19 protein-coding genes are annotated in these 17,369 nt (G+C 63.6%); 3 read left to right on the top strand and 16 right to left on the bottom strand.

Going from position 1 to position 17,369, the window contains the following annotated elements; all coding sequences use genetic code 11:
* Positions 1–232: 232 nt before the first annotated feature.
* Both ACIK7D_RS20910 and ACIK7D_RS20915 read left to right on the top strand, forming a co-directional pair.
* On the top strand, positions 233–451 hold the full coding sequence (locus ACIK7D_RS20910) for a helix-turn-helix domain-containing protein (RefSeq protein ID WP_112556511.1): 219 nt from the start codon (positions 233–235) through the stop codon (positions 449–451).
* A gap of 1 nt (position 452) precedes the next feature.
* Positions 453–1,385, top strand: coding sequence for a LysR family transcriptional regulator (locus ACIK7D_RS20915; protein WP_112556513.1), 933 nt, complete (start codon positions 453–455; stop codon positions 1,383–1,385).
* Here the strand turns inward: ACIK7D_RS20915 and ACIK7D_RS20920 are convergent.
* Genes ACIK7D_RS20920 through trbB form a run of 11 tightly spaced genes read right to left on the bottom strand, consistent with a single transcriptional unit; the run spans position 1,380 to position 11,066 of the window.
* Positions 1,380–1,634 (bottom strand): DUF2274 domain-containing protein, encoded by a 255-nt coding sequence (locus tag ACIK7D_RS20920; protein WP_112556515.1) that lies wholly within the window; start codon positions 1,632–1,634, stop codon positions 1,380–1,382. The two genes, ACIK7D_RS20915 and ACIK7D_RS20920, sit on opposite strands and share 6 nt — an antisense overlap.
* The gene (locus ACIK7D_RS20925) at positions 1,634–2,833 is read right to left on the bottom strand and encodes a TrbI/VirB10 family protein (RefSeq protein WP_112556517.1); all 1,200 of its coding nucleotides are present in this window, start codon (positions 2,831–2,833) and stop codon (positions 1,634–1,636) included. Before ACIK7D_RS20925 ends, ACIK7D_RS20920 begins: the two co-directional genes overlap by 1 nt.
* Positions 2,830–3,813, bottom strand: coding sequence for a P-type conjugative transfer protein TrbG (trbG, locus tag ACIK7D_RS20930; RefSeq protein WP_112556519.1), 984 nt, complete (start codon positions 3,811–3,813; stop codon positions 2,830–2,832). Before trbG ends, ACIK7D_RS20925 begins: the two co-directional genes overlap by 4 nt.
* Positions 3,810–4,499: a conjugal transfer protein TrbF gene (gene trbF, locus ACIK7D_RS20935; protein ID WP_112556521.1), complete on the bottom strand. Its 690-nt coding sequence runs from the start codon at positions 4,497–4,499 to the stop codon at positions 3,810–3,812. Before trbF ends, trbG begins: the two co-directional genes overlap by 4 nt.
* Positions 4,496–5,863 carry a P-type conjugative transfer protein TrbL gene (trbL, locus tag ACIK7D_RS20940; protein WP_112556523.1) on the bottom strand — a complete coding sequence of 456 codons (1,368 nt, stop codon included), beginning with the start codon at positions 5,861–5,863 and terminating at the stop codon, positions 4,496–4,498. Before trbL ends, trbF begins: the two co-directional genes overlap by 4 nt.
* A 3-nt stretch (positions 5,864–5,866) precedes the next feature.
* Positions 5,867–6,184, bottom strand: a complete 318-nt coding sequence (gene trbK-alt, locus ACIK7D_RS20945) for a putative entry exclusion protein TrbK-alt (protein WP_112556614.1) — start codon at positions 6,182–6,184, stop codon at positions 5,867–5,869.
* Positions 6,185–6,204: 20 nt separating this feature from the next.
* Positions 6,205–6,966 (bottom strand): P-type conjugative transfer protein TrbJ, encoded by a 762-nt coding sequence (gene trbJ, locus ACIK7D_RS20950; protein ID WP_112556525.1) that lies wholly within the window; start codon positions 6,964–6,966, stop codon positions 6,205–6,207.
* Positions 6,963–9,401 carry a conjugal transfer protein TrbE gene (trbE, locus tag ACIK7D_RS20955; RefSeq protein ID WP_400157267.1) on the bottom strand — a complete coding sequence of 813 codons (2,439 nt, stop codon included), beginning with the start codon at positions 9,399–9,401 and terminating at the stop codon, positions 6,963–6,965. The genes trbJ and trbE overlap by 4 nt, the downstream gene beginning before the upstream one ends.
* Before the next feature lie 14 nt (positions 9,402–9,415).
* Complete coding sequence (locus tag ACIK7D_RS20960) at positions 9,416–9,697, bottom strand: VirB3 family type IV secretion system protein (protein ID WP_112556529.1); 282 nt, start codon at positions 9,695–9,697, stop codon at positions 9,416–9,418.
* Positions 9,697–10,068: a TrbC/VirB2 family protein gene (locus ACIK7D_RS20965; protein WP_112556531.1), complete on the bottom strand. Its 372-nt coding sequence runs from the start codon at positions 10,066–10,068 to the stop codon at positions 9,697–9,699. The genes ACIK7D_RS20960 and ACIK7D_RS20965 overlap by 1 nt, the downstream gene beginning before the upstream one ends.
* Positions 10,065–11,066 carry a P-type conjugative transfer ATPase TrbB gene (gene trbB / locus ACIK7D_RS20970; protein WP_112556533.1) on the bottom strand — a complete coding sequence of 334 codons (1,002 nt, stop codon included), beginning with the start codon at positions 11,064–11,066 and terminating at the stop codon, positions 10,065–10,067. The genes ACIK7D_RS20965 and trbB overlap by 4 nt, the downstream gene beginning before the upstream one ends.
* Before the next feature lie 235 nt (positions 11,067–11,301).
* On the opposite strand from trbB, the gene ACIK7D_RS20975 reads away from it, so the two are divergent.
* Positions 11,302–11,733 carry a hypothetical protein gene (locus ACIK7D_RS20975; protein WP_162719284.1) on the top strand — a complete coding sequence of 144 codons (432 nt, stop codon included), beginning with the start codon at positions 11,302–11,304 and terminating at the stop codon, positions 11,731–11,733.
* A 38-nt stretch (positions 11,734–11,771) separates the two neighbouring features.
* On the opposite strand, the gene ACIK7D_RS20980 is transcribed toward ACIK7D_RS20975, so the two are convergent.
* From ACIK7D_RS20980 to ACIK7D_RS21000, 5 genes are all read right to left on the bottom strand, one after another.
* Complete coding sequence (locus ACIK7D_RS20980; RefSeq protein ID WP_112556537.1) at positions 11,772–12,212, bottom strand: CopG family transcriptional regulator; 441 nt, start codon at positions 12,210–12,212, stop codon at positions 11,772–11,774.
* A 5-nt stretch (positions 12,213–12,217) separates the two neighbouring features.
* Positions 12,218–14,203 (bottom strand): conjugal transfer protein TraG, encoded by a 1,986-nt coding sequence (locus tag ACIK7D_RS20985; RefSeq protein WP_177319351.1) that lies wholly within the window; start codon positions 14,201–14,203, stop codon positions 12,218–12,220.
* Between the two features lie 29 nt (positions 14,204–14,232).
* Entirely contained in the window at positions 14,233–15,987 is a 1,755-nt protein-coding gene (locus ACIK7D_RS20990; protein WP_400157268.1) for a relaxase/mobilization nuclease domain-containing protein, read from the bottom strand.
* A gap of 243 nt (positions 15,988–16,230) precedes the next feature.
* Positions 16,231–16,998, bottom strand: coding sequence for a lytic transglycosylase domain-containing protein (locus ACIK7D_RS20995; protein ID WP_112556543.1), 768 nt, complete (start codon positions 16,996–16,998; stop codon positions 16,231–16,233).
* 3 nt (positions 16,999–17,001) lie between these two features.
* A complete protein-coding gene (locus tag ACIK7D_RS21000; RefSeq protein WP_112556616.1) occupies positions 17,002–17,334 on the bottom strand; it encodes a DUF736 domain-containing protein in 333 nt (110 codons plus the stop codon).
* Positions 17,335–17,369: the final 35 nt, after the last annotated feature.

The raw sequence follows: 17,369 nt of genomic DNA on the forward strand, positions 1-17,369 counted from the left end.
GAGTATACGTATAAAAGCTACATACTATAATAAGCAATCGATATCGCGCCGGGTTGCGCCACCCCTTTTGCTGGGCATACCCTACAGGTGTTGAGCGAGCGCATCGCGGATCGTCCAAGCCAGGCAGGGCACCGGGTCCGAGCCGGTATTCCAAATTTCTGCCGTTCGACACCACAGAAAATCATCAAGCGGCCCGCAGGCCGCATACTTCCTTTGTAAGGTTGGGATACGCATGCCGGAAATCACCAGAGAAACGCGTCTGACGAATCGAGAAAAAGAGGTTCTACTGTGGACCGCAAGGGGAAAAACGGCCTGGGAGACGGCCGTGATCCTCAACATTTCAAGAACGACGGTCCTTTCCCATCTAAAGAACGCCCGGATCAAACTGGATACGACCAATGTCGCACAGACGATCGCGGAGGCGATCCGCCGCTCGGAGATCCCCTCCTGACATGGACAGTATTGCGGATCATCGTTTCAGCAAGGATCTGAAAAACGATCACACAATAGAGGTTCGCCATCTGCGCTACTTTCTAGCCGCTGCGGAGCATGGGAGTTTTCGCAAGGCCGCCGCCGCGCTTGAAATACGAGAGTCTGCCATCAGCCGCCGCATTCGTGATCTTGAGGACCGCCTCGGTGCGGCGCTCTTTCATCGTTACAACGGTGGCGTCCGCCTAACCTTCGCAGGACAACGCTTCCTTAAGCGAGCCCGCCACATCATAAGGCATATCGGCGACGGAACCAGAGACATCGCCTCTATCGGACGCTCGGAGGACGGACGTGTCCGGATAGGCATCTTTTCCTCAATCGCTTCCGGGTTCCTCTCCGAACTCCTAAGTGCCTATCATCGGCGGCATGCACGAGTCGAGATCGAACTCGTCGACGGTGAGCCGAGCGACCATGTCGCCGCAATTCGCCGACTTAGGCTTGATGTCGCCTTTTTGACCGGCACGCGAGAGTGGCCGGAATGCGACACTGTGAAACTATGGTCCGAGCGGGTTTTCGCTGTTTTGCCAGAGATGCATGCGTTATCCGAAAAGAAGGAGCTGGAATGGCACGATTTGATGCAAGAAAACTTCATCGTAAGCGAGGCTGCCGGTCAGGAGATCCACGACTATCTGGTGCAAAGGCTCGCTGCATTCGGTCACCATCCCGAGATTCGCTCACAAAATGTTGGTAGGGACAATCTTCTGCCCTTAGTGGCTCTCGGGCGGGGTCTGACTCTCACCAGCGAAGCGACGACGGCTGCGCAGTTCCCCGGAATCGTCTACCGCCCGATGGTCGGCGAGATATTGCCGTTCAGCGCGATATGGTCGCCAAAGAACGATAACCCCGCCTTCAGATGTCTGCTCAGCATGGCGAAGGTGCGTGCGTGCCGTTCATGAATTGCTGACGCTGCCAGATGGCGAGAGAATGGACGGCGTCCGGCACGCTTTCGCAAATCCCCGATCGGTCGCGATGAACCGCTCCAGCATTGGCACGATCAGCTTCACAGGATCGACGGGCGGCTGTCCGGCCTCACGGCCGAGGATTTCAGCATAGGCGGTCAGACTTCGATGCAGCGGCGCTGGCAATTCCACCGTCACTTTTACCGGTTTGTGATCTGCGATCGGACCGAGCTTGAGCTTTGCCATCATGAGCCTCCGTAAGGTTCGAGCACGAGATCGCGCGTGACGATGACCCGAACTGGAAAACCTGGCCGGATCGTCAGGGTCGGCGCGACCTGCAACTGGCGGCGGACGATTTCCTGACCCGCATCATTGACGGTGTCCTGACCGCCGCGGCGGATGGCACGAAGCAGACGATCCTCGTCATCGACGGCGAGTTCCGTGCCCGCGGCCAGAAGTGTCGAGAGGCCGGCGGCCTTCGCCAGATCCCGCCAGTGATAATCGACGCCATCCTCGAGACCGGCATAACCTTGTGTGTCGGCGCCGGGCTGGCGTTCGAGCACGATCGACCGTCCGTTGGGGAAGATTAGCCTGTTCCAGATCAGCAGCACCCGGCGCTGCCCGAAGCCGACATCGTTGCTGTATTCGCCGATGATGCGGGTGCCCTGCGGTACGAGCAGGATGCGGCCGGTCGGGCTGTCGTAGATATGCTGCGTGACCTGGGCGGTGATCTGTCCGGGCAGATCGGAACGAATGCCAGTGACCAGCGCGGCTGGGATCACGGAACCGGCCTGAAGGACATAGGGTGACGCCGGCGCCATGACACGATCCGACGACGTGGTGCGGCGATCCACGGGAGCATTGACGAAAGCAAGCTGCCGATCCTGTGCGGTCTGCTGGCCAGACTGCCCCGCAAGGCCGGCAAGATCGAGGCTGGAAAACCCTTGTGTTGACGAACCGCCCGACGTCGCGGACTGATTTCCTGTACGAACTTCGGTCTGGAAAAACACGTGCGATGTCCTAGCCGCTTCTTCTTCCGCCAATCTACGCTGCTCGGCAGGATCGACGGCGGGCGCCGTAATCGGTGGCGGCGCCACCGGCTGTCCACGATCCTGGGCGTTGAGGATCGGCCTTCCAAGATCGCCCGGCAGCGGCGGTCCGAGAACCGGCCCGGTGTAGTCGCGCGGCAGGCCGGCAAGCCCGTCGGCCGTTGCGCGGTTCTCGGTGGAATAAAGCTCCTCGCCGTTGTTTCCACGGTCTCGTGTCTGGAGCGCGTAGATCAGCGCGCCGCCGATGCCGATGCTGGCGACAAAGCCCAAACCGGCCAGTACCTTGCGCGACAGACGGGTGACGCGCGGTGCCTCGGCGCGCAGGCGCATGGGTGCGACCGATTCCAAAGCAGGCCCGACCGATGCGACGTTGTTTTCTTTTTCATTGTCGGTCATGACGCTGGCCTCCCGTCGATACGCACGATCCTGACGGTCTGCTGGCGCTTGCCGCCGCCGAGACGCAGCTCGGCCGCGCCGAACAGGCGATCGACGATCAGGATGTTCTGGTAGATGCGGCTGTTGACGATCTCAGCCTCGCCATCCTGGCCGATGACGAACAGCGGCGGCATCACGCCCTGTACGATGCCGCGCGGGAACTCGACATAGACGCGGCGGCCATCGTCATAGACGGAGACCGGCTTCCATGGCGGATTTGCTCCGGTCAGGCCGTAGCGATAGTTCCTCGCGGTGACTACCGGAATGACGGGTGTCGCGGGAACACTGTGGCGCTGGCCACTCCGGGGTTGCGGATAGGCCCAAGCAACGGCAGGCATATAGGGTGTGTGGCCAGATCGCAGCTCGATCATATAAACGCGCCGGTCCGTCGTCACGACGAGGTTGGTGGAAAGGTCCGGCCGGGTCGGCTTTACGAGAATATGAACGCGACGGTTCGTGCCGCTGCCGCTCTCGGTATCGCCGATGATCCAGCGGGCCGTGTCACCGGCGGCGATCGGACCGGCACCGGTCAGGCCTTCGCCCGGCTCGAGCGCGATGTCGGTGATCTGGCCGGGGGCGGCATAGACCTGATAGAGCGCGCCTTCGCTCCAGGGGTACACTTGGACCGCGTTGTAATAACCTTCGCGGCGTGGCTCGACCCGCGCGGCCACATTGGCGTTCGTAACGCGGCCAGTCGGCGTCCCGGCTGCCGTCCCGCCCCGCGCCACCGCCCAGCCCGGTGGAACGTGCAGAGGCCGACGCCGCTCTTCTCGGGCGGCAGCCGGCACCGCCGGCAGAGGCGAAACGTCAGCGTCATAGCTGATCTGTGGCGGCTTTTGCGGCGTGCCGCATCCCGCGAGCGCGCCTGCGGAAAGCAGGACAAGCGTAAAAGCGGATTTACGGAAAGGCGGGACTACGGGCTTGCTGACCACGGTGATCATTGGCTCATCTCCCGCGACCAGTTGATGGCGTTGACGTAGATACCCAAGGGATTGGTCCGCAGTCGCTCGGCATCGCGCGGCATCTGGATTACGATCGTCAGGATCGCGGTCCAACGCTCGGTGGTGGAGAGCTGGCCGTTCTCATAGTGTCTTTCCGTCCAGGCAACTCGGAACGAATCCGGCGAGGCCCGGATGACCGATGACACTTCGACGGCCACCTGGCTCTTGCCGACCTTGGTGAAGGGATCGTTGGCGCGGGCGTAGTCGTTGAGCGCCGCAGCGCCACGGTCCGTCGTCCAGTCATAAGCCCTGAGCCAGTTCTGCCGAACGATGATCGCGTCAGAAGGTATACTCCGGACCTGCTCGATGAAACGCGCCAGGTGCCAGGCGATCTGCGGGTCGGTGGGCCGATAGTTGGCCTCGGCGGGCGCGACAGTCTGGGCCTGGCCAAGCTTGTCGACCTGCACCACCCACGGCACCACGGTTCCCCGAACCGATTGCCAGACCAGAGCGCCGGCAAAGCCACCCGACAGGATCAGGCAGCCGAAGGCCAATATCCGCCAGTTCTTCGCCTGCACGCGGGCGGAGCCGATGCGCTCGTCCCAGACCTGTGCTGCTTTCTGATAGGGTGTTTCGGGTTGCGGCGCCTTGCCGTAATGGGCTGCGGGTCGTTTGAACAGGCTCATGAGCGGTCACTTTCGGAGAGATTGACGGAAGAGCCGCCGCCGTGGCTGTCGCCAGATCGGACGGCATGGGCAGCGGCGGAAACGCCGTGGCTGAAGGACTGATTGCGTTTCATGCGCTTCGCCCAGTCTGGCGCCCCTTCTCGTGTGGAGGCGGCATTGAAAGAAACGTCATTGGCGGCTTCGCCGTCGCCGATGGTGCCGAGCGTGGAAGAGCCGCCGGTCGTAGCGAAGCCGTCCTTCGCGCCGCCGGAAAAGCTGGATTTCATGCTTTCGCTGGCGCGGGCGGCGGCTCGCTTGAGCGGGGACGTCGCCGCAGAACCAGCGGCCTGCGCAACGCCGCCGAGACCGGAGGCGACACCGGCCGCGCCGGACTGTCCCATCGATCCGAGGCTGTAGGCGGTCGAGGCCGAGCCTGCGGCGGCTGCTCCGCCACGGATGGCAGCCGCCCCACCCGAGAGCGCCGCGGCACCACCTCTCAGCGCAAGACTGGCCGCGCCGCCTGCGGCAAGCGCCGCACCGCCGACAGCAAGGCCGGTGCCGACGGCAGCGCCCGCGCCGAGCTGCGGCCCGCCGGAGATCAGGCCATTGGCGATGCCGGGACCGAAAATGCCGAGGCCGACCAGGGAAAGGGCGGCGAGCACGATCGCCATGGCGTCATCGATGGTCGGCGTCGCGCCGCCAACGCCGGCGGTGAACTGCGAAAACAGCGTCGAGCCGATACCGATGATGACGGCAAGAACCAGGATCTTGATACCGCTGGAGATGACGTTTCCGAGCACACGCTCGGCCATGAAGGCGGATTTATTGAACAGGCCGAATGGAATGAGGATGAATCCGGCCAATGTCGTCAGCTTGAATTCGATCAGGCTGACGAAGAGCTGGATCGCCAGAATGAAGAAGGCGAGCAGCACAAGCGCCCAGGCAAAGAGCAGGCAGGCGATCTGAATGAAATTCTCGAAAAACGCCACCCATCCCATCAGGTCGGAGATGGATGCGAGCAGCGGCCGCCCGGCATCAAGGCCGACCTGCGCCACCCTTCCGGGGCGCATGAGATCGGCGGTGCTGAAGCTGGTACCGGAGGCTTTGAGGCCGAGGCCGGCGAAGCTGTCGAAGACGATCTTCGCCAGACTGTTCCAGTTGCCGATGATGTAGGCAAACACGCCGACGAACAGCGTCTTCTTCACCAGTCGGGCGATGATGTCATCGTCGGCGCCCCAGGACCAGAACAGGGCCGCCAAGGTCACGTCGATAACGATCAGGGTCGTGGCGATGAAAGCGACCTCACCGCCGAGCAGACCGAAGCCGCTGTCGATATAGGAGGTGAAGACACCGAGGAAATTGTCGATAACGCCTGTGCCGCCCACGGATCACCTTCCTTCTTTAGCGGTTGGGTCTTCGCCGGCATATGGCCCGCAACGCGGGGCAAACGGTGACGGTGTTCGTCCCAGGAAACGGTCGCGGGTCTCGGCCCACACGCGCAGGCAGCCGGCGTCGTTGGCCGCGCTTTGTCCAAGCTGCTGGCACCGGCGCTGCCCTTCCCGCAGCGGTTCTCGTGCCGGTTCGACCGGAGCGACAGATCGGTACAATGGCGGCTCTTGCCTGCGGTTCATCTCGATCGCCGTCGCTGTGATCGCGACGGCGACGAAGACGATCGCTGCAAGCCGTGCCAGCATCTTGCCGTCCATGAGCATCCCCTTTCCGGCCGTCAGTTGCCGCCGTTGAACATCCGCGCGCTTCCGGCCTGGTAGCCGGTGCCGGGCGTCAGGAAGCGCTGACGCTGCACGCGGCCCTGTTCGGCCGCAGCGGCGCGTTCGGCTTCGGTGAGCGCGGCGGCGCGGCCGTTGGCGGAAACCAGTGCCACCAGATCGGAGAGCTGCTGCGACTGGAGTGCGAGGAGCTGGTTGCCGGCCTGCGTCGCCTGAAGCGCGCCGGTCGCGCCCTGGCTCTGGCCGACGAGCGTCGACATCTCGGCACGATTGGGGTCGATGTTGCCGACGACGCCGGCCTGCACGCGCATCGCGTCCTCAAGCCCGCCCACGGTGTTTTGCCAGCGTGTCCGGGCATCCGCGACAAGCTGCTGCTGGGGTGCGGTCAGCGAAATAATGCCGTATTGCTGCTGAAATGCCTGGTCGATCTGATGGACGTCGAAAGCGATGTTCTGTGCCTGCGAAAGGAGCTGCTGCGTGCGCTGCACGGACTGCTGAAGCTGCTGGAGTGACGAGTATGGCAGACTGGCGAGGTTCCTCGCCTGATTGATCAGCATCTGCGCTTCGTTTTGCAGGCTGGTGATCTGGTTGTTGATCTGCTCCAGCGACCGCGCGGCCGACAGGACGTTCTCGACATAGTTCTTCGGATCGAACACGATCCTGGCGGCAGCGGCTGGCGGGGCCAATAATGGGCTGAAACTTGCCGGGATCGACAGGAAGGACGCGGCAATCAGCGCCGCGCGTGAGCGACGGTAGGTCATAGTTTGGTCTCCAGGTTGGTGAGATCGGGAATGAGATCAGCCGCCCAGTCGGCGGAGCGCAGGCGAAGCCAAGCCGGCAGGAAGCCGTCGCGGCCCTGCTCGGCAAGGATTTGAGCGATCAGCGACTGGTCGGATTTCGAGGAGGCGGCGCAGAGTGCAAGACCCACCTCGAACAGGCCAAGCTCAAAGAGCCGGTTGCCGCGGCGGCTTTGGCAATAATAGTCGCGTTTCGGCGTCGCCCGGGCAATGAGCTCGATCTGCCGGTCATTGAGGCCGAAGCGCCGGTAGATGGCGGTGATCTGCGGCTCGATCGCCCGTTCGTTCGGCAACAGCAATCGCGTCAGGCAGCTTTCGATGATCGCCGGCGCGATGGCCGAACCGTCGATGTCCGACAGCGACTGGGTGGCGAAGATGACGCTGGCGTTCTTTTTTCTGAGGGTCTTCAGCCACTCGCGCAATTGTCCCGAGAAGCCATTGTCATCAAGGGCAAGCCAGCCCTCGTCGATGATCAGCAACGTGGGGCGGCCGTCGAGCCGGTCGCCGATCCGATGAAACAGGTAGCTGAGGACCGCGGGCGCAGCACCCGTGCCGACCAGTCCCTCGATCTCGAATGCCTGCACCGAAGCGTGGCCCAGATGCTCGTTTTCGGCATCGAGCAGCCGGCCATAGGGACCGCCGACGCAATACGGACGAAGCGCCAGTTTCAGATCATTCGACTGGAGCAGCACGGCAAGGCCAGTGATGGTGCGCTCCTCGACCGGCGCCGAGGCCAGCGACGTCAGCGCGGTCCAGATATACTCCTTCACGTCGGGAGTGATCGCGATGCCCTCGCGCATCAGGATGGCGACGATCCAGTCGGCGGCCCAGGCGCGTTCCGGGGTTTCATGGATCCGGGCGAGCGGCTGAAGGGAGACCGAAGATTCGATCCCTTCGGTGAGATCGCCGCCGAGATCGTGCCAGTCACCACCCATGGCCAGCGTCGCGGCCCGGATGCTGCCTCCGAAATCGAATGCGAAGACTTGAGAGTTTTGATAGCGTCGGAACTGGAGCGCCATCAGTGCGAGCAGCACGGATTTCCCTGCGCCGGTTGGGCCTACAACGAGGGTATGTCCAACGTCACCGACGTGAAGGGAAAACCGGAACGGGGTCGAACCTTCTGTCTTGCCATACAGTAAGGGCGGGGCGTTGAAGTGTTCGTCCCGTTCCGGCCCCGCCCACACGGCACTGAGGGGGATCATGTGCGCGAGATTGAGCGTCGAGATCGGCGGTTGCCGGACATTGGCATAGAGATGACCCGGCAGGCTGCCTAGCCAAGCATCGACGGCGTTGATGGTTTCGGGCATCGCGGTGAAGTCGCGGCCCTGGATCACCTTTTCGACAAGCCTGAGCTTCTCGTCGGCTTGTCGTGGATCGGCATCCCAGACCGCGATCGTTGCGGTCACATAGGCCATGCCGGCGACGTCGGCGCCGAGTTCCTGAAGGGCGACATCCGCATCGACGGCCTTGTTGGCGGCGTCGGTGTCCACGAGCACGGACTGCTCGTTGGTCATCACTTCTTTGAGGATGGCGGCGATCGACTTGCGTTTGGCGAACCATTGCCGCCGGATCCTGGTCAACAGCCGGGTCGCGTCGGTCTTGTCGAGCAGAATCGCCCGCGTCGACCAGCGATAGGGGAACGGCAAGCGGTTCAGCTCATCGAGGATTCCGGGCGTGGTAGCGGTCGGAAAACCAACAATGGTGAGAACACGCAGATGGACATCGCCGAGGCGTGGCGCCAGACCGCCAGTCAGCGGCTGGTCAGCCAGCAGCGCGTCGAGATAGATCGGCGTCTCGGGCACGCGCACGCGATGCCGGTTGGTTGAGACGGTCGAATGCAGATAGGTCAGCGTCGCGGCATCGTCGAGCCACTCGCATTCCGGCATGAAGCCGTCGAGCAGCGCCAGCACGCGGTCCGTGCGGTCGACAAAGCCGCGCAGGATGTCGCGGGCGTCAACGCCGGTCTGTTCGCGCCCTTCATAGAGCCAGCTCTCGGCGCGGGCCGCATCCTCGGCGGGCGGCAGCCAGGCGAAGGTCAACAAATAGCTCGAGACAAAATGCGCCCCGGCTTCCTCGAAATCGGCCTTGCGTTCGGCGTCGAGCAGCGCCGAGGCCGGATCGGGAAAACGGCTGTTGGGATAGGTCGCTGCCTCATGGCGCTGTGCCTCGACAAAGATTGCCCAGCCGGAGCCGAGGCGCCGGAAGGCATTATTGAGACGTCCAGTAACCGCAACCAGTTCGGCGTCGACGGCGGAGTCCAGATCGGGACCGCGAAACCTTGCGGTCCGTTGCAGCGAGCCATCCTTGTTGAGAATGACGCCTTCGCCGACCAGCGCGGCCCAGGGCAGGAAATCCGCAAGGCGGCTGGCGGTGCGGCGATATTCGGCGAGATTCATCATGACCGCATCCCTCCTCACACTGAGAGATGTCCGGGGATGCGCAGATGGCGGCGGCCGACCTCGACAAATAGCGGATCGCGCCTGGCGGCCCAGACCGCCGCGAAATGCCCGACCGCCCAGACAACGAGGCCGACCAGCCAAAGGCGCAGGCCGAGGCCGACCGCGCCGGCCAGCGTGCCGTTCATGATGGCGATGGAGCGCGGAGCGCCGCCGAGCAGGATCTGTTCGGTGAGCGCCCGGTGGACCGGCACCGTGAACCCCGGCACCGCGTCGGCGTGTTGCTGGACAGCCGCCATCACATCAGCGCCCCGCCGCCGAACGAGAAGAACGACAGGAAGAAGCTCGACGCCGCAAAGGCGATCGACAGGCCGAAAACGATCTGGATCAGCCGCCGGAAACCGCCGGACGTATCGCCGAAGGCCAGCGCCAGGCCGGTGGTGATGATAATGATCACCGCGATGATCTTGGCGACCGGCCCCTCGACGGATTCGAGGATCGACTGAAGCGGCGCCTCCCACGGCATCGACGATCCAGAAGCGTGGGCGGGCGCCGCCGCCATCATCATGATGGTGGCGAGCGCTATCGAACTCATGAGATGGCGACGAATGCCCTGCAGGCCAGACGGAGGGGTCAGGTTCGGTACCGCGGGCGGGACATGCTTGGTCATGGCTGTTTTCCTTTCGGGAGCGGTTGGCGTTCGGGGGAAAGCTGAGCAGGGATGACGCGGTAGTCCCCGTCCGGGCCGAGACCCTCGACGCGGGCGAGTTCGGAAAGGCGGCGCGCCGAACCGCGGCCAGAGAGGACGGCGACGATGTCGATGGTCTCGCCAATGAGGGACCTGGGAACGGTGACGACCGCCTCCTGGATCAGTTGCTCCAGCCGGCGGAGCGCTCCGAGACCCGAGCCGGCGTGAATGGTGCCGATGCCGCCGGGATGGCCTGTGCCCCAGAGCTTCAGGAGGTCGAGGGCTTCTGGTCCGCGAACCTCGCCGACGATGATGCGGTCGGGCCGGAGACGCATGGCAGAGCGGGCCAGATCGGTGAGACTGGCCACGAAATCCTTGGTGCGCATCGGCACCTTGTTCTCTGACTGGCTTTGAAGCTCGCGCGTGTCCTCGATAATGAGAAGGCGGTCTTTACCCTTCGCAACTTCGGCAAGGAGCGCGTTTGTCAGCGTGGTCTTGCCGGTGCCCGTGCCGCCGGCGACGAGAATATTGGCGTGCCCGGCAACAGCTTCGCGCAGCAAGGCCGCCTGACCGGTGGTCATGGTCCCCGCCGAAACGTAGTCGTCGAGGGTGAAGACCGAAATCGCCGGCTTGCGGATAGCGAAGGCCGGTCCCGTCACGATCGGAGGAAGCAGTCCCTCGAAGCGTTCACCACTGTCGGGCAGTTCGGCCGAGACGCGCGGAGCACCCGAATGGACCTCCGCGCCGACATGGTGAGCAACCAGACGAATGATGCGCTCACCATCCGCAGGTGAGATAAACTCGCCGGTGTCGGACATGCCTTCCGAAAGACGGTCGATCCACAACCGGCCGTCGGGATTGAGCATCACCTCAACGACGCTGGGGTCTTCCAGGAAGCGGGCGATGGTGGCGCCGAGCGCGGTGCGAAGCATGCGCGCGCCACGCGCAAAGCCTTCCAAATTTCGATGCGAGACTGCCATCCGATCCCCGTTTCCGGCCGGGGAAGTGAGACGGTCCCCGGATGGGGATGATTAAAAGAGCCGGAAATTCGGGTGATTCAACAGGGAATTACCGTCGTCGTAGTGTAGCGTGCAAATACAGGAAAACGGCGGTGGAGCTTCAGCCTATTGGAATTCGATCTTTCGCCCGGCAACCTCTATGCAATAACAAATCGCATTGCACCGATGATTCGATATCGACCTGTTGGAGTATGAATTGAGCAGCAATCCCGAAGACATTTTCAGTCAACTAGAGTCACAAAACGCAGAATCGAAGGGACCAAAGAAGCCCAAGACATCGGCGCGACAAAAATACAATCGCCGGAAAGTATGGTTGTCACATGCTCTCGATCAAATGGAGATCGCCATCGCCGACCTGCTTTCACAAGGAGGAGCAGTCTATAAACGGGCCGAGATCGACACCCTGAAAAAGGCAATAGAGGAATTTCGAGAAACAACAGAGCTGAAAACTCCGGAGCCGTCCGCCCCTACGCAGGAGGAGATCGACGGTTTCACGGATATGTTGAGCAATCTGAAACCGTGGGAACCGCCGTCAAAGGAAGAGCTTGCCGCACTATATGCGTCGCTTGAGCTGGCTGCAGAAAACGATGATGATGCGCCTGATGATGGCGCACCGAGTGAAACTTGATGCAAGAAGAGCAATCGGACTTCGTGAAATCTGAACGATCATGATGACAGCTCGTCCGATCGTCCTGTAACATCCTCCGAAATCTCCTGCCGCAACTTCGGCCCTTGAGCCAGCCGCCGGCCAAGCGCGGTCACGAACGCCTCGTAGCGCTCACTGGCCTTGGCGCGCGCCGCCTGCGCCGCCGGCTCGGGCAGCGCCGGCGTGGTGGTGAGCCAGAAACGGACGAAAACGGCGAGCGTCTCGACCGAGATACCGACATCGCGCTCCAGCCGCGTCATGCGGCGGTCGAGCTGGTCGAGACGTTTGGCAACCACTGCCTCGCGCCGCTCGGCGTCGTCCGGAGACAGGAATGAGGCAACGGCGGCTTCCACCACCAGGGACATGGACTGTTCCCGGCGGGCCGTATAGTCCGAGAGCATCGCCATCACATCCGGGTCGAGATAGACGGAGATCTGCGTTTTCTTCTTTCGACCGGTCATAGTGTTCACAGATCCATCCCGTCATTGGGGTCGAGCGAAACCTGCCGCGCCACGCCTTGCATGAGGCGGCTCAGGCGCCGATTGCGGGTGGCTTCCTCCTCCATGTCATCGGGTGGGTCGATCTCGAACTCGTTCTCGATCGGCTCTTTCCTCTCGACGGGCTTCACGCGGTTCAGCTCCGGTTGATGCCGGTGCTCGGATTCCGTCGGATCTTCGTCCTCAGCGTCCACCTCCGCGGGCGACGCAGCAGGTCCGGGTCGGGCCGGAATTGGCAGGCTGCTCCAGTCGTCGGGCCGCGGCTTGTCAGGGCGGGTGAGTTCGGGCGGCGGCAAGATCCGCTCCTGAAATCGCGCATCCTCGTAGTAGCGCGCCTTCCTCGCCCGGATCGGCGGTGTGCCGGCGACCATGACGATCTCGTCTGCCGGCGGGAGCTGCATGATTTCACCGGGGGTAAGCAGCGGCCGCGCGGTTTCCGAACGCGAGACCATCAGATGTCCGAGCCAGGGCGACAGACGATGCCCGGCATAGTTCTTCATCGCCTTCATCTCGGTGGCGGTGCCAAGCGCATCGCTCACCCGCTTCGCGGTCCTTTCATCATTGGTCGCAAAGCTCACACGGACATGGCAGTTGTCGAGTATCGAGTTGTTCGGCCCATATGCCTTCTCGATCTGATTGAGCGACTGAGCGATGAGAAAGCTCTTGAGGCCGTACCCGGCCATGAAGGCGAGCGCTGACTCGAAGAAATCCAGCCTGCCCAAGGCCGGAAACTCATCCAGCATCAGTAGCAGGCGATGCCGGCCAGCCTTCGCCTGTAGGTCCTCGGTCAGGCGGCGGCCGATCTGGTTGAGGATGAGACGAATGAGCGGCTTGGTGCGGTTGATGTCGCTCGGCGGCACCACGAGGTAGAGCGTCGTCGGACGCCTGTCGCCCACGATGTCGGTGATGCGCCAGTCGCAGCGGCGCGTCACCTCGGCCACCACCGGATCGCGATACAGGCCGAGAAACGACATGGCGGTGGATAGCACGCCGGAGCGTTCGTTGTCGGATTTGTTCAAGAGCTCGCGTGCGGCGCTGGCGATGACGGGATGCGGGCCGACCTCGCCCAGATGCGCCGTCTTCATCATGGCGGCGAGCGTCGACTCGATCGGCCGCTTCGGATCGGAGAGAAAGGCGGCGACACCGGCAAGCGTCTTGTCCTTTTCGGCATAGAGGACATGCAGGATCGCGCCGACCAGAAGGGCGTGGCTGGTCTTCTCCCAATGGTTCCGCTTTTCGAGGCTGCCCTCGGGATCGACCAGAATATCGGCGATGTTCTGGACATCGCGCACCTCCCATTCACCGCGGCGCACCTCGAGCAGCGGATTATAGGCGGCCGACTTGGCATTGGTCGGATCGAACAACAGCACGCGGCCATGTCGTGATCGAAAGCCGGCGGTCAGCGTCCAGTTCTCACCCTTGATGTCATGGACGATGGCGCTGCCCGGCCATGTCAGAAGCGAGGGCACCACCAGGCCGACGCCTTTGCCACTCCTGGTCGGCGCGAAACATAGGGTGTGCTCAGGGCCGTCATGCCGCAAATAGTCCCGATCGAGCTTGCCGAGCACGACGCCATCGGGTCCGAGCAGGCCGGCAGCCTTGATCTCCTCCGTCTCCGCCCAGCGCGCCGAACCATAGGTGGCGACGTTCTTGGCCTCGCGCGCCCGCCAGACCGACATGCCGATCGCAACCGCAATGGCGATGAAGCCACCGGACGCGGCGATCAGGCCGCCTTCCACAAAGATCGGCGGTGCATAGGCATCGTAGAAATACCACCACCAGAAAAAGGCCGGCGGATAGTAGATCGGCCAGCCGGCGATCTCGAACCACGGCCGGCCGAGCTGGGGCTGGAAGCCGAGCTGCCAGGCCGTCCACTGCGTCGCGCCCCAGGTCGTCATCAGCACGATCAGGAAGACGGTGAGGATCTGGCCCCAGAGGATTTTCGTCGCGGACATGGCAATGGTCCTTTCGTGGATACTGAGGGTTAGAGGCCGAGCCCGCGCTTGCGGCCAAAACTCCAGTCGATGCCGCCGTCGTTGCGGGCAACGCCGGAGACGTGCTTGCCGAGCTGCTTTTCGAGGGATGGCGACCACGGCACGAGCTGGAAGCCGAGGCCCCCATCCCCACTGATGACCTCGAGCATGGCGAAGCGGCCGGAGGCGAGCGCGAAGCGCTGGCGATAGGTGCCGGTGACGAACTCGCCGCTTGCGGCTCGGTTGAACGGCAGGCCCGTCTCGGAAGCGAGCTTCTCGCCGAGCGCTTCCAGCTCGCGGCGGCGCAGCGTGTCGATCAGCCTGCGGGCGAAGACGACGCTGCGGCCTTGACGCTCGGCCAGTCCTTGCTCGGCAAGATGATCCGCGCGCCGGTCCATGGCCTGCTGCACCTCGGCGCCGAAGCCGCCATCGGACAAGGACAACGGCTCTCTGGCGATCGCCTGCCGATCGAGCCAGGTCGCGCCCGATGCCATCACCTGTGCGCTGATGTCGAGATCGGAACGGACCGCGAGCGCGACGCGGCGTTCGCCGCGCTGATCCTCATAGGCGCGGAGTTCGACGATCGAGCCTGGCGGGCTGTCGCCGGCGGCATCGAGATGCGGCAGTTTGATATGGTGGGTACGGCCATCCATGCCGTCGACCACGGCATAGGCCGTGCCCTTCAGCTCGTCGTCGAGGCCACGATCGACCAGCCGGCCGATGACCGGCGTGTCGAGGCTCTCGCCCGCAAGCACATAATTTGCCGCGCCACGCTCGATGCCGCGTTCCGTCAGGGCCTTGTGCATCCGCTTGATGATATCGCCGCGTTCGCCAAGTTCGCGCAGGACCGTTTCGGCCTCGGGCTTGATGAACCATTGCGAATGGCCGACCTGTCCGGCGACGCCAAGGACTTCCAGCCTGCGCAGGCGACCGACCTTCAGCGCATGGAACTCGTCAGGCTGACTAAGGCCAAGTGGTGCAAGATCGATGATACCGGACTTGCCGCCATCGCGGACAAGCTGGCGATCGAGCTGCGTCCAGCGTTCTGCCTCGATCTGGCTTTCGAGACTACGGCGGATGTCGAGGTCGGTGCGCGGTCCCAATTCCTGGGTGATGAGATCGCGCGCCCGGTCGCGCATGCCTTCCTTGATATAGTCCCGCGAGATGACGAGGTCCTGGCCGTCGTCGCGGACACCGCGCACGATCAGATGGACGTGCGGATGTTCGGTGTTCCAGTGAACGATGGCCGCCCAGTCGAGCCGGGTGCCGAGATCCTTCTCCATCTGGCCAACGAGGTCGCGGGTGAAGGATTTGAGATCGGACATCTCCACGGCGTCGTCCGGACTGACGATGAAGCGGAAATGATGCCGGTCGCCCTGACACCGTTCGGCGAAGGCACCGGCATCGGCATTCCCGGTGCCCGCCCCGAACAGACGAGCGTTCTCCCCGTCCCGGGTCACACCTTCGCGGCGCAGATAATTGAGATGGGTGCCGAGCGGCGCGGCGAAGGCCGTGTGCCGGACGACGCGCGCCTTCACCACGGCGCCGCGCGTGCGGGACGTGATGAGGCGATTGGCCTGGATGCTGGCGCGTTGGCCGTGACCGAAGCGCGAGCGGTTGCCGGGAACGACGCGGCCGGAACGCGATACGCCACCGCCGGCCTTCTTCGCCGCGGCGAGCGCCTGGGCGATGAAGGGCCGCGCCGATTGCGCGCGGGTCGAGCGGATGCGCCCCGGCCGGACGCGGAACTCGCGTTCATCGTCCATGGCGCAGCTCCGCAATGTGCAAAAAATCTATGAGAAACAGAGCGTTGGGGCGTTGACGCACATTGCGCGCAGGCCCGGCAATGTGCGCAGCAGCCCGGAAAACCCAGCAAAAACAACCACCCGACCGACGCGCAAGGTGCGCCCTTTTATCCTGCCATCGTCCGGTTGCTGTACTTGCCTCCAACCCCGGCATCCTCCACGATGCGCCAGAACCCGACAGGATGCGAAAGAGCCGGTTGAAGGTCATCGCGGACCGTCCCCCTCGCGCCAGGCGAGGAAAATGGAGGAGGCCTGCGATCCGGCAGCGCTATCGTCCTGCACCGGAACGGAGGGATGAAGGCCGCTCGGCGGATGTTCGGCTGCACGATCATCGCCGCGTTGGCGATCGTCTTTACGCGCCACGAAGAGCGGTGCCTCGCGCCAATCCGCCGGTGGCTGGAGTGCCGTTCGTGGTTTGTCGGATGGTGCGGTGCTACCCAGCGCGGGTGCGAGCAAAGCGACATAGGCTCGCGTCTCTGCCGGCAGAGCGCGACCGGTCGCAAGATGCTCGTCGTAGCGCGCCGGACCGGCATTGTAGGCCGCGAGCATTGCCGGGACCGTGCCGTAGCGGTCGAGCATCTCGCGCAGATAGGCGGTGCCGGCGATGATGTTGTCGCGGGGATCGAACGGATCGCGGCCGAGTTGGTAACGGCCGCGCAGCTCGGCCCATGTCTCAGGCATGATCTGCATGAGGCCGAGCGCTCCGGCGGGTGACACGGCACGCACGTCGTTGCGGCTCTCGGTGCGCTTCACGGCAACGATCCATGCCTGCGGAATACCGAAACGCTGCGATGCTTCGGCAATATGCGCGGCATAGGGATCGGCAGGCGCCGTGCGGGTCGTCGGCAGCGTTTGGGCAAGGGCCGGACACGCGGCGGACGCGGCGAAGGTCAGGCCGGAAAGAAGAAGGGAGAGTGCTGTGCGTCGGACGGCGGTAAAACCTCCGACGCCGGCACGGTGTCGTGTCGCCACCGTTCAGTCCTCCTTCCGCTTCGAAAGTGGGTTGGTGTGCAGGCCCCAGGCGGAGCCGTCGTCGCCGGCGCGGAAGAGGTTTGCCCGAAGCGTGCCGCCGAACAGTGGGCTGTAGATCTCCACGGAGACGAATTCGCCTGCGCGGTCGCCGACATGCGACCAGCCGGCGCCGATATCGAGCCCTTCCTCGTCGCCGAGCAGAACGCGGTAAGCCGGGGCATTCTTCGCCTCCGAAGGTTCGGCCAGAACGAAGGTGATTTGCTCGTCGATACCGAGGGCTCTGAAACGCCCTTCAAAGCCGGACTGTGTAAGAGTGAAGTGTCCAATCTGGGCCATGGTCATGGTCTCCTTGGTTGTGCGGCGAGGTTGCG

It is taken from the genome of Agrobacterium sp. P15N1-A, assembly GCF_044626815.1.
Classification (GTDB): domain Bacteria; phylum Pseudomonadota; class Alphaproteobacteria; order Rhizobiales; family Rhizobiaceae; genus Agrobacterium; species Agrobacterium leguminum.

Coding starts and splice junctions, on each gene's coding strand:
- ACIK7D_RS20910 (WP_112556511.1), top strand. CDS start 233: ATGCCGGAAATCACCAGAGAAACGCGTCTGACGAATCGAGAAAAAGAG.
- ACIK7D_RS20915 (WP_112556513.1), top strand. CDS start 453: ATGGACAGTATTGCGGATCATCGTTTCAGCAAGGATCTGAAAAACGAT.
- ACIK7D_RS20920 (WP_112556515.1), bottom strand. CDS start 1,634: ATGGCAAAGCTCAAGCTCGGTCCGATCGCAGATCACAAACCGGTAAAA.
- ACIK7D_RS20925 (WP_112556517.1), bottom strand. CDS start 2,833: ATGACCGACAATGAAAAAGAAAACAACGTCGCATCGGTCGGGCCTGCT.
- trbG (WP_112556519.1), bottom strand. CDS start 3,813: ATGATCACCGTGGTCAGCAAGCCCGTAGTCCCGCCTTTCCGTAAATCC.
- trbF (WP_112556521.1), bottom strand. CDS start 4,499: ATGAGCCTGTTCAAACGACCCGCAGCCCATTACGGCAAGGCGCCGCAA.
- trbK-alt (WP_112556614.1), bottom strand. CDS start 6,184: ATGGACGGCAAGATGCTGGCACGGCTTGCAGCGATCGTCTTCGTCGCC.
- trbJ (WP_112556525.1), bottom strand. CDS start 6,966: ATGACCTACCGTCGCTCACGCGCGGCGCTGATTGCCGCGTCCTTCCTG.
- trbE (WP_400157267.1), bottom strand. CDS start 9,401: ATGATGAATCTCGCCGAATATCGCCGCACCGCCAGCCGCCTTGCGGAT.
- ACIK7D_RS20960 (WP_112556529.1), bottom strand. CDS start 9,697: ATGGCGGCTGTCCAGCAACACGCCGACGCGGTGCCGGGGTTCACGGTG.
- ACIK7D_RS20965 (WP_112556531.1), bottom strand. CDS start 10,068: ATGACCAAGCATGTCCCGCCCGCGGTACCGAACCTGACCCCTCCGTCT.
- trbB (WP_112556533.1), bottom strand. CDS start 11,066: ATGGCAGTCTCGCATCGAAATTTGGAAGGCTTTGCGCGTGGCGCGCGC.
- ACIK7D_RS20980 (WP_112556537.1), bottom strand. CDS start 12,212: ATGACCGGTCGAAAGAAGAAAACGCAGATCTCCGTCTATCTCGACCCG.
- ACIK7D_RS20985 (WP_177319351.1), bottom strand. CDS start 14,203: ATGTCCGCGACGAAAATCCTCTGGGGCCAGATCCTCACCGTCTTCCTG.
- ACIK7D_RS20990 (WP_400157268.1), bottom strand. CDS start 15,987: ATGGACGATGAACGCGAGTTCCGCGTCCGGCCGGGGCGCATCCGCTCG.
- ACIK7D_RS21000 (WP_112556616.1), bottom strand. CDS start 17,334: ATGGCCCAGATTGGACACTTCACTCTTACACAGTCCGGCTTTGAAGGG.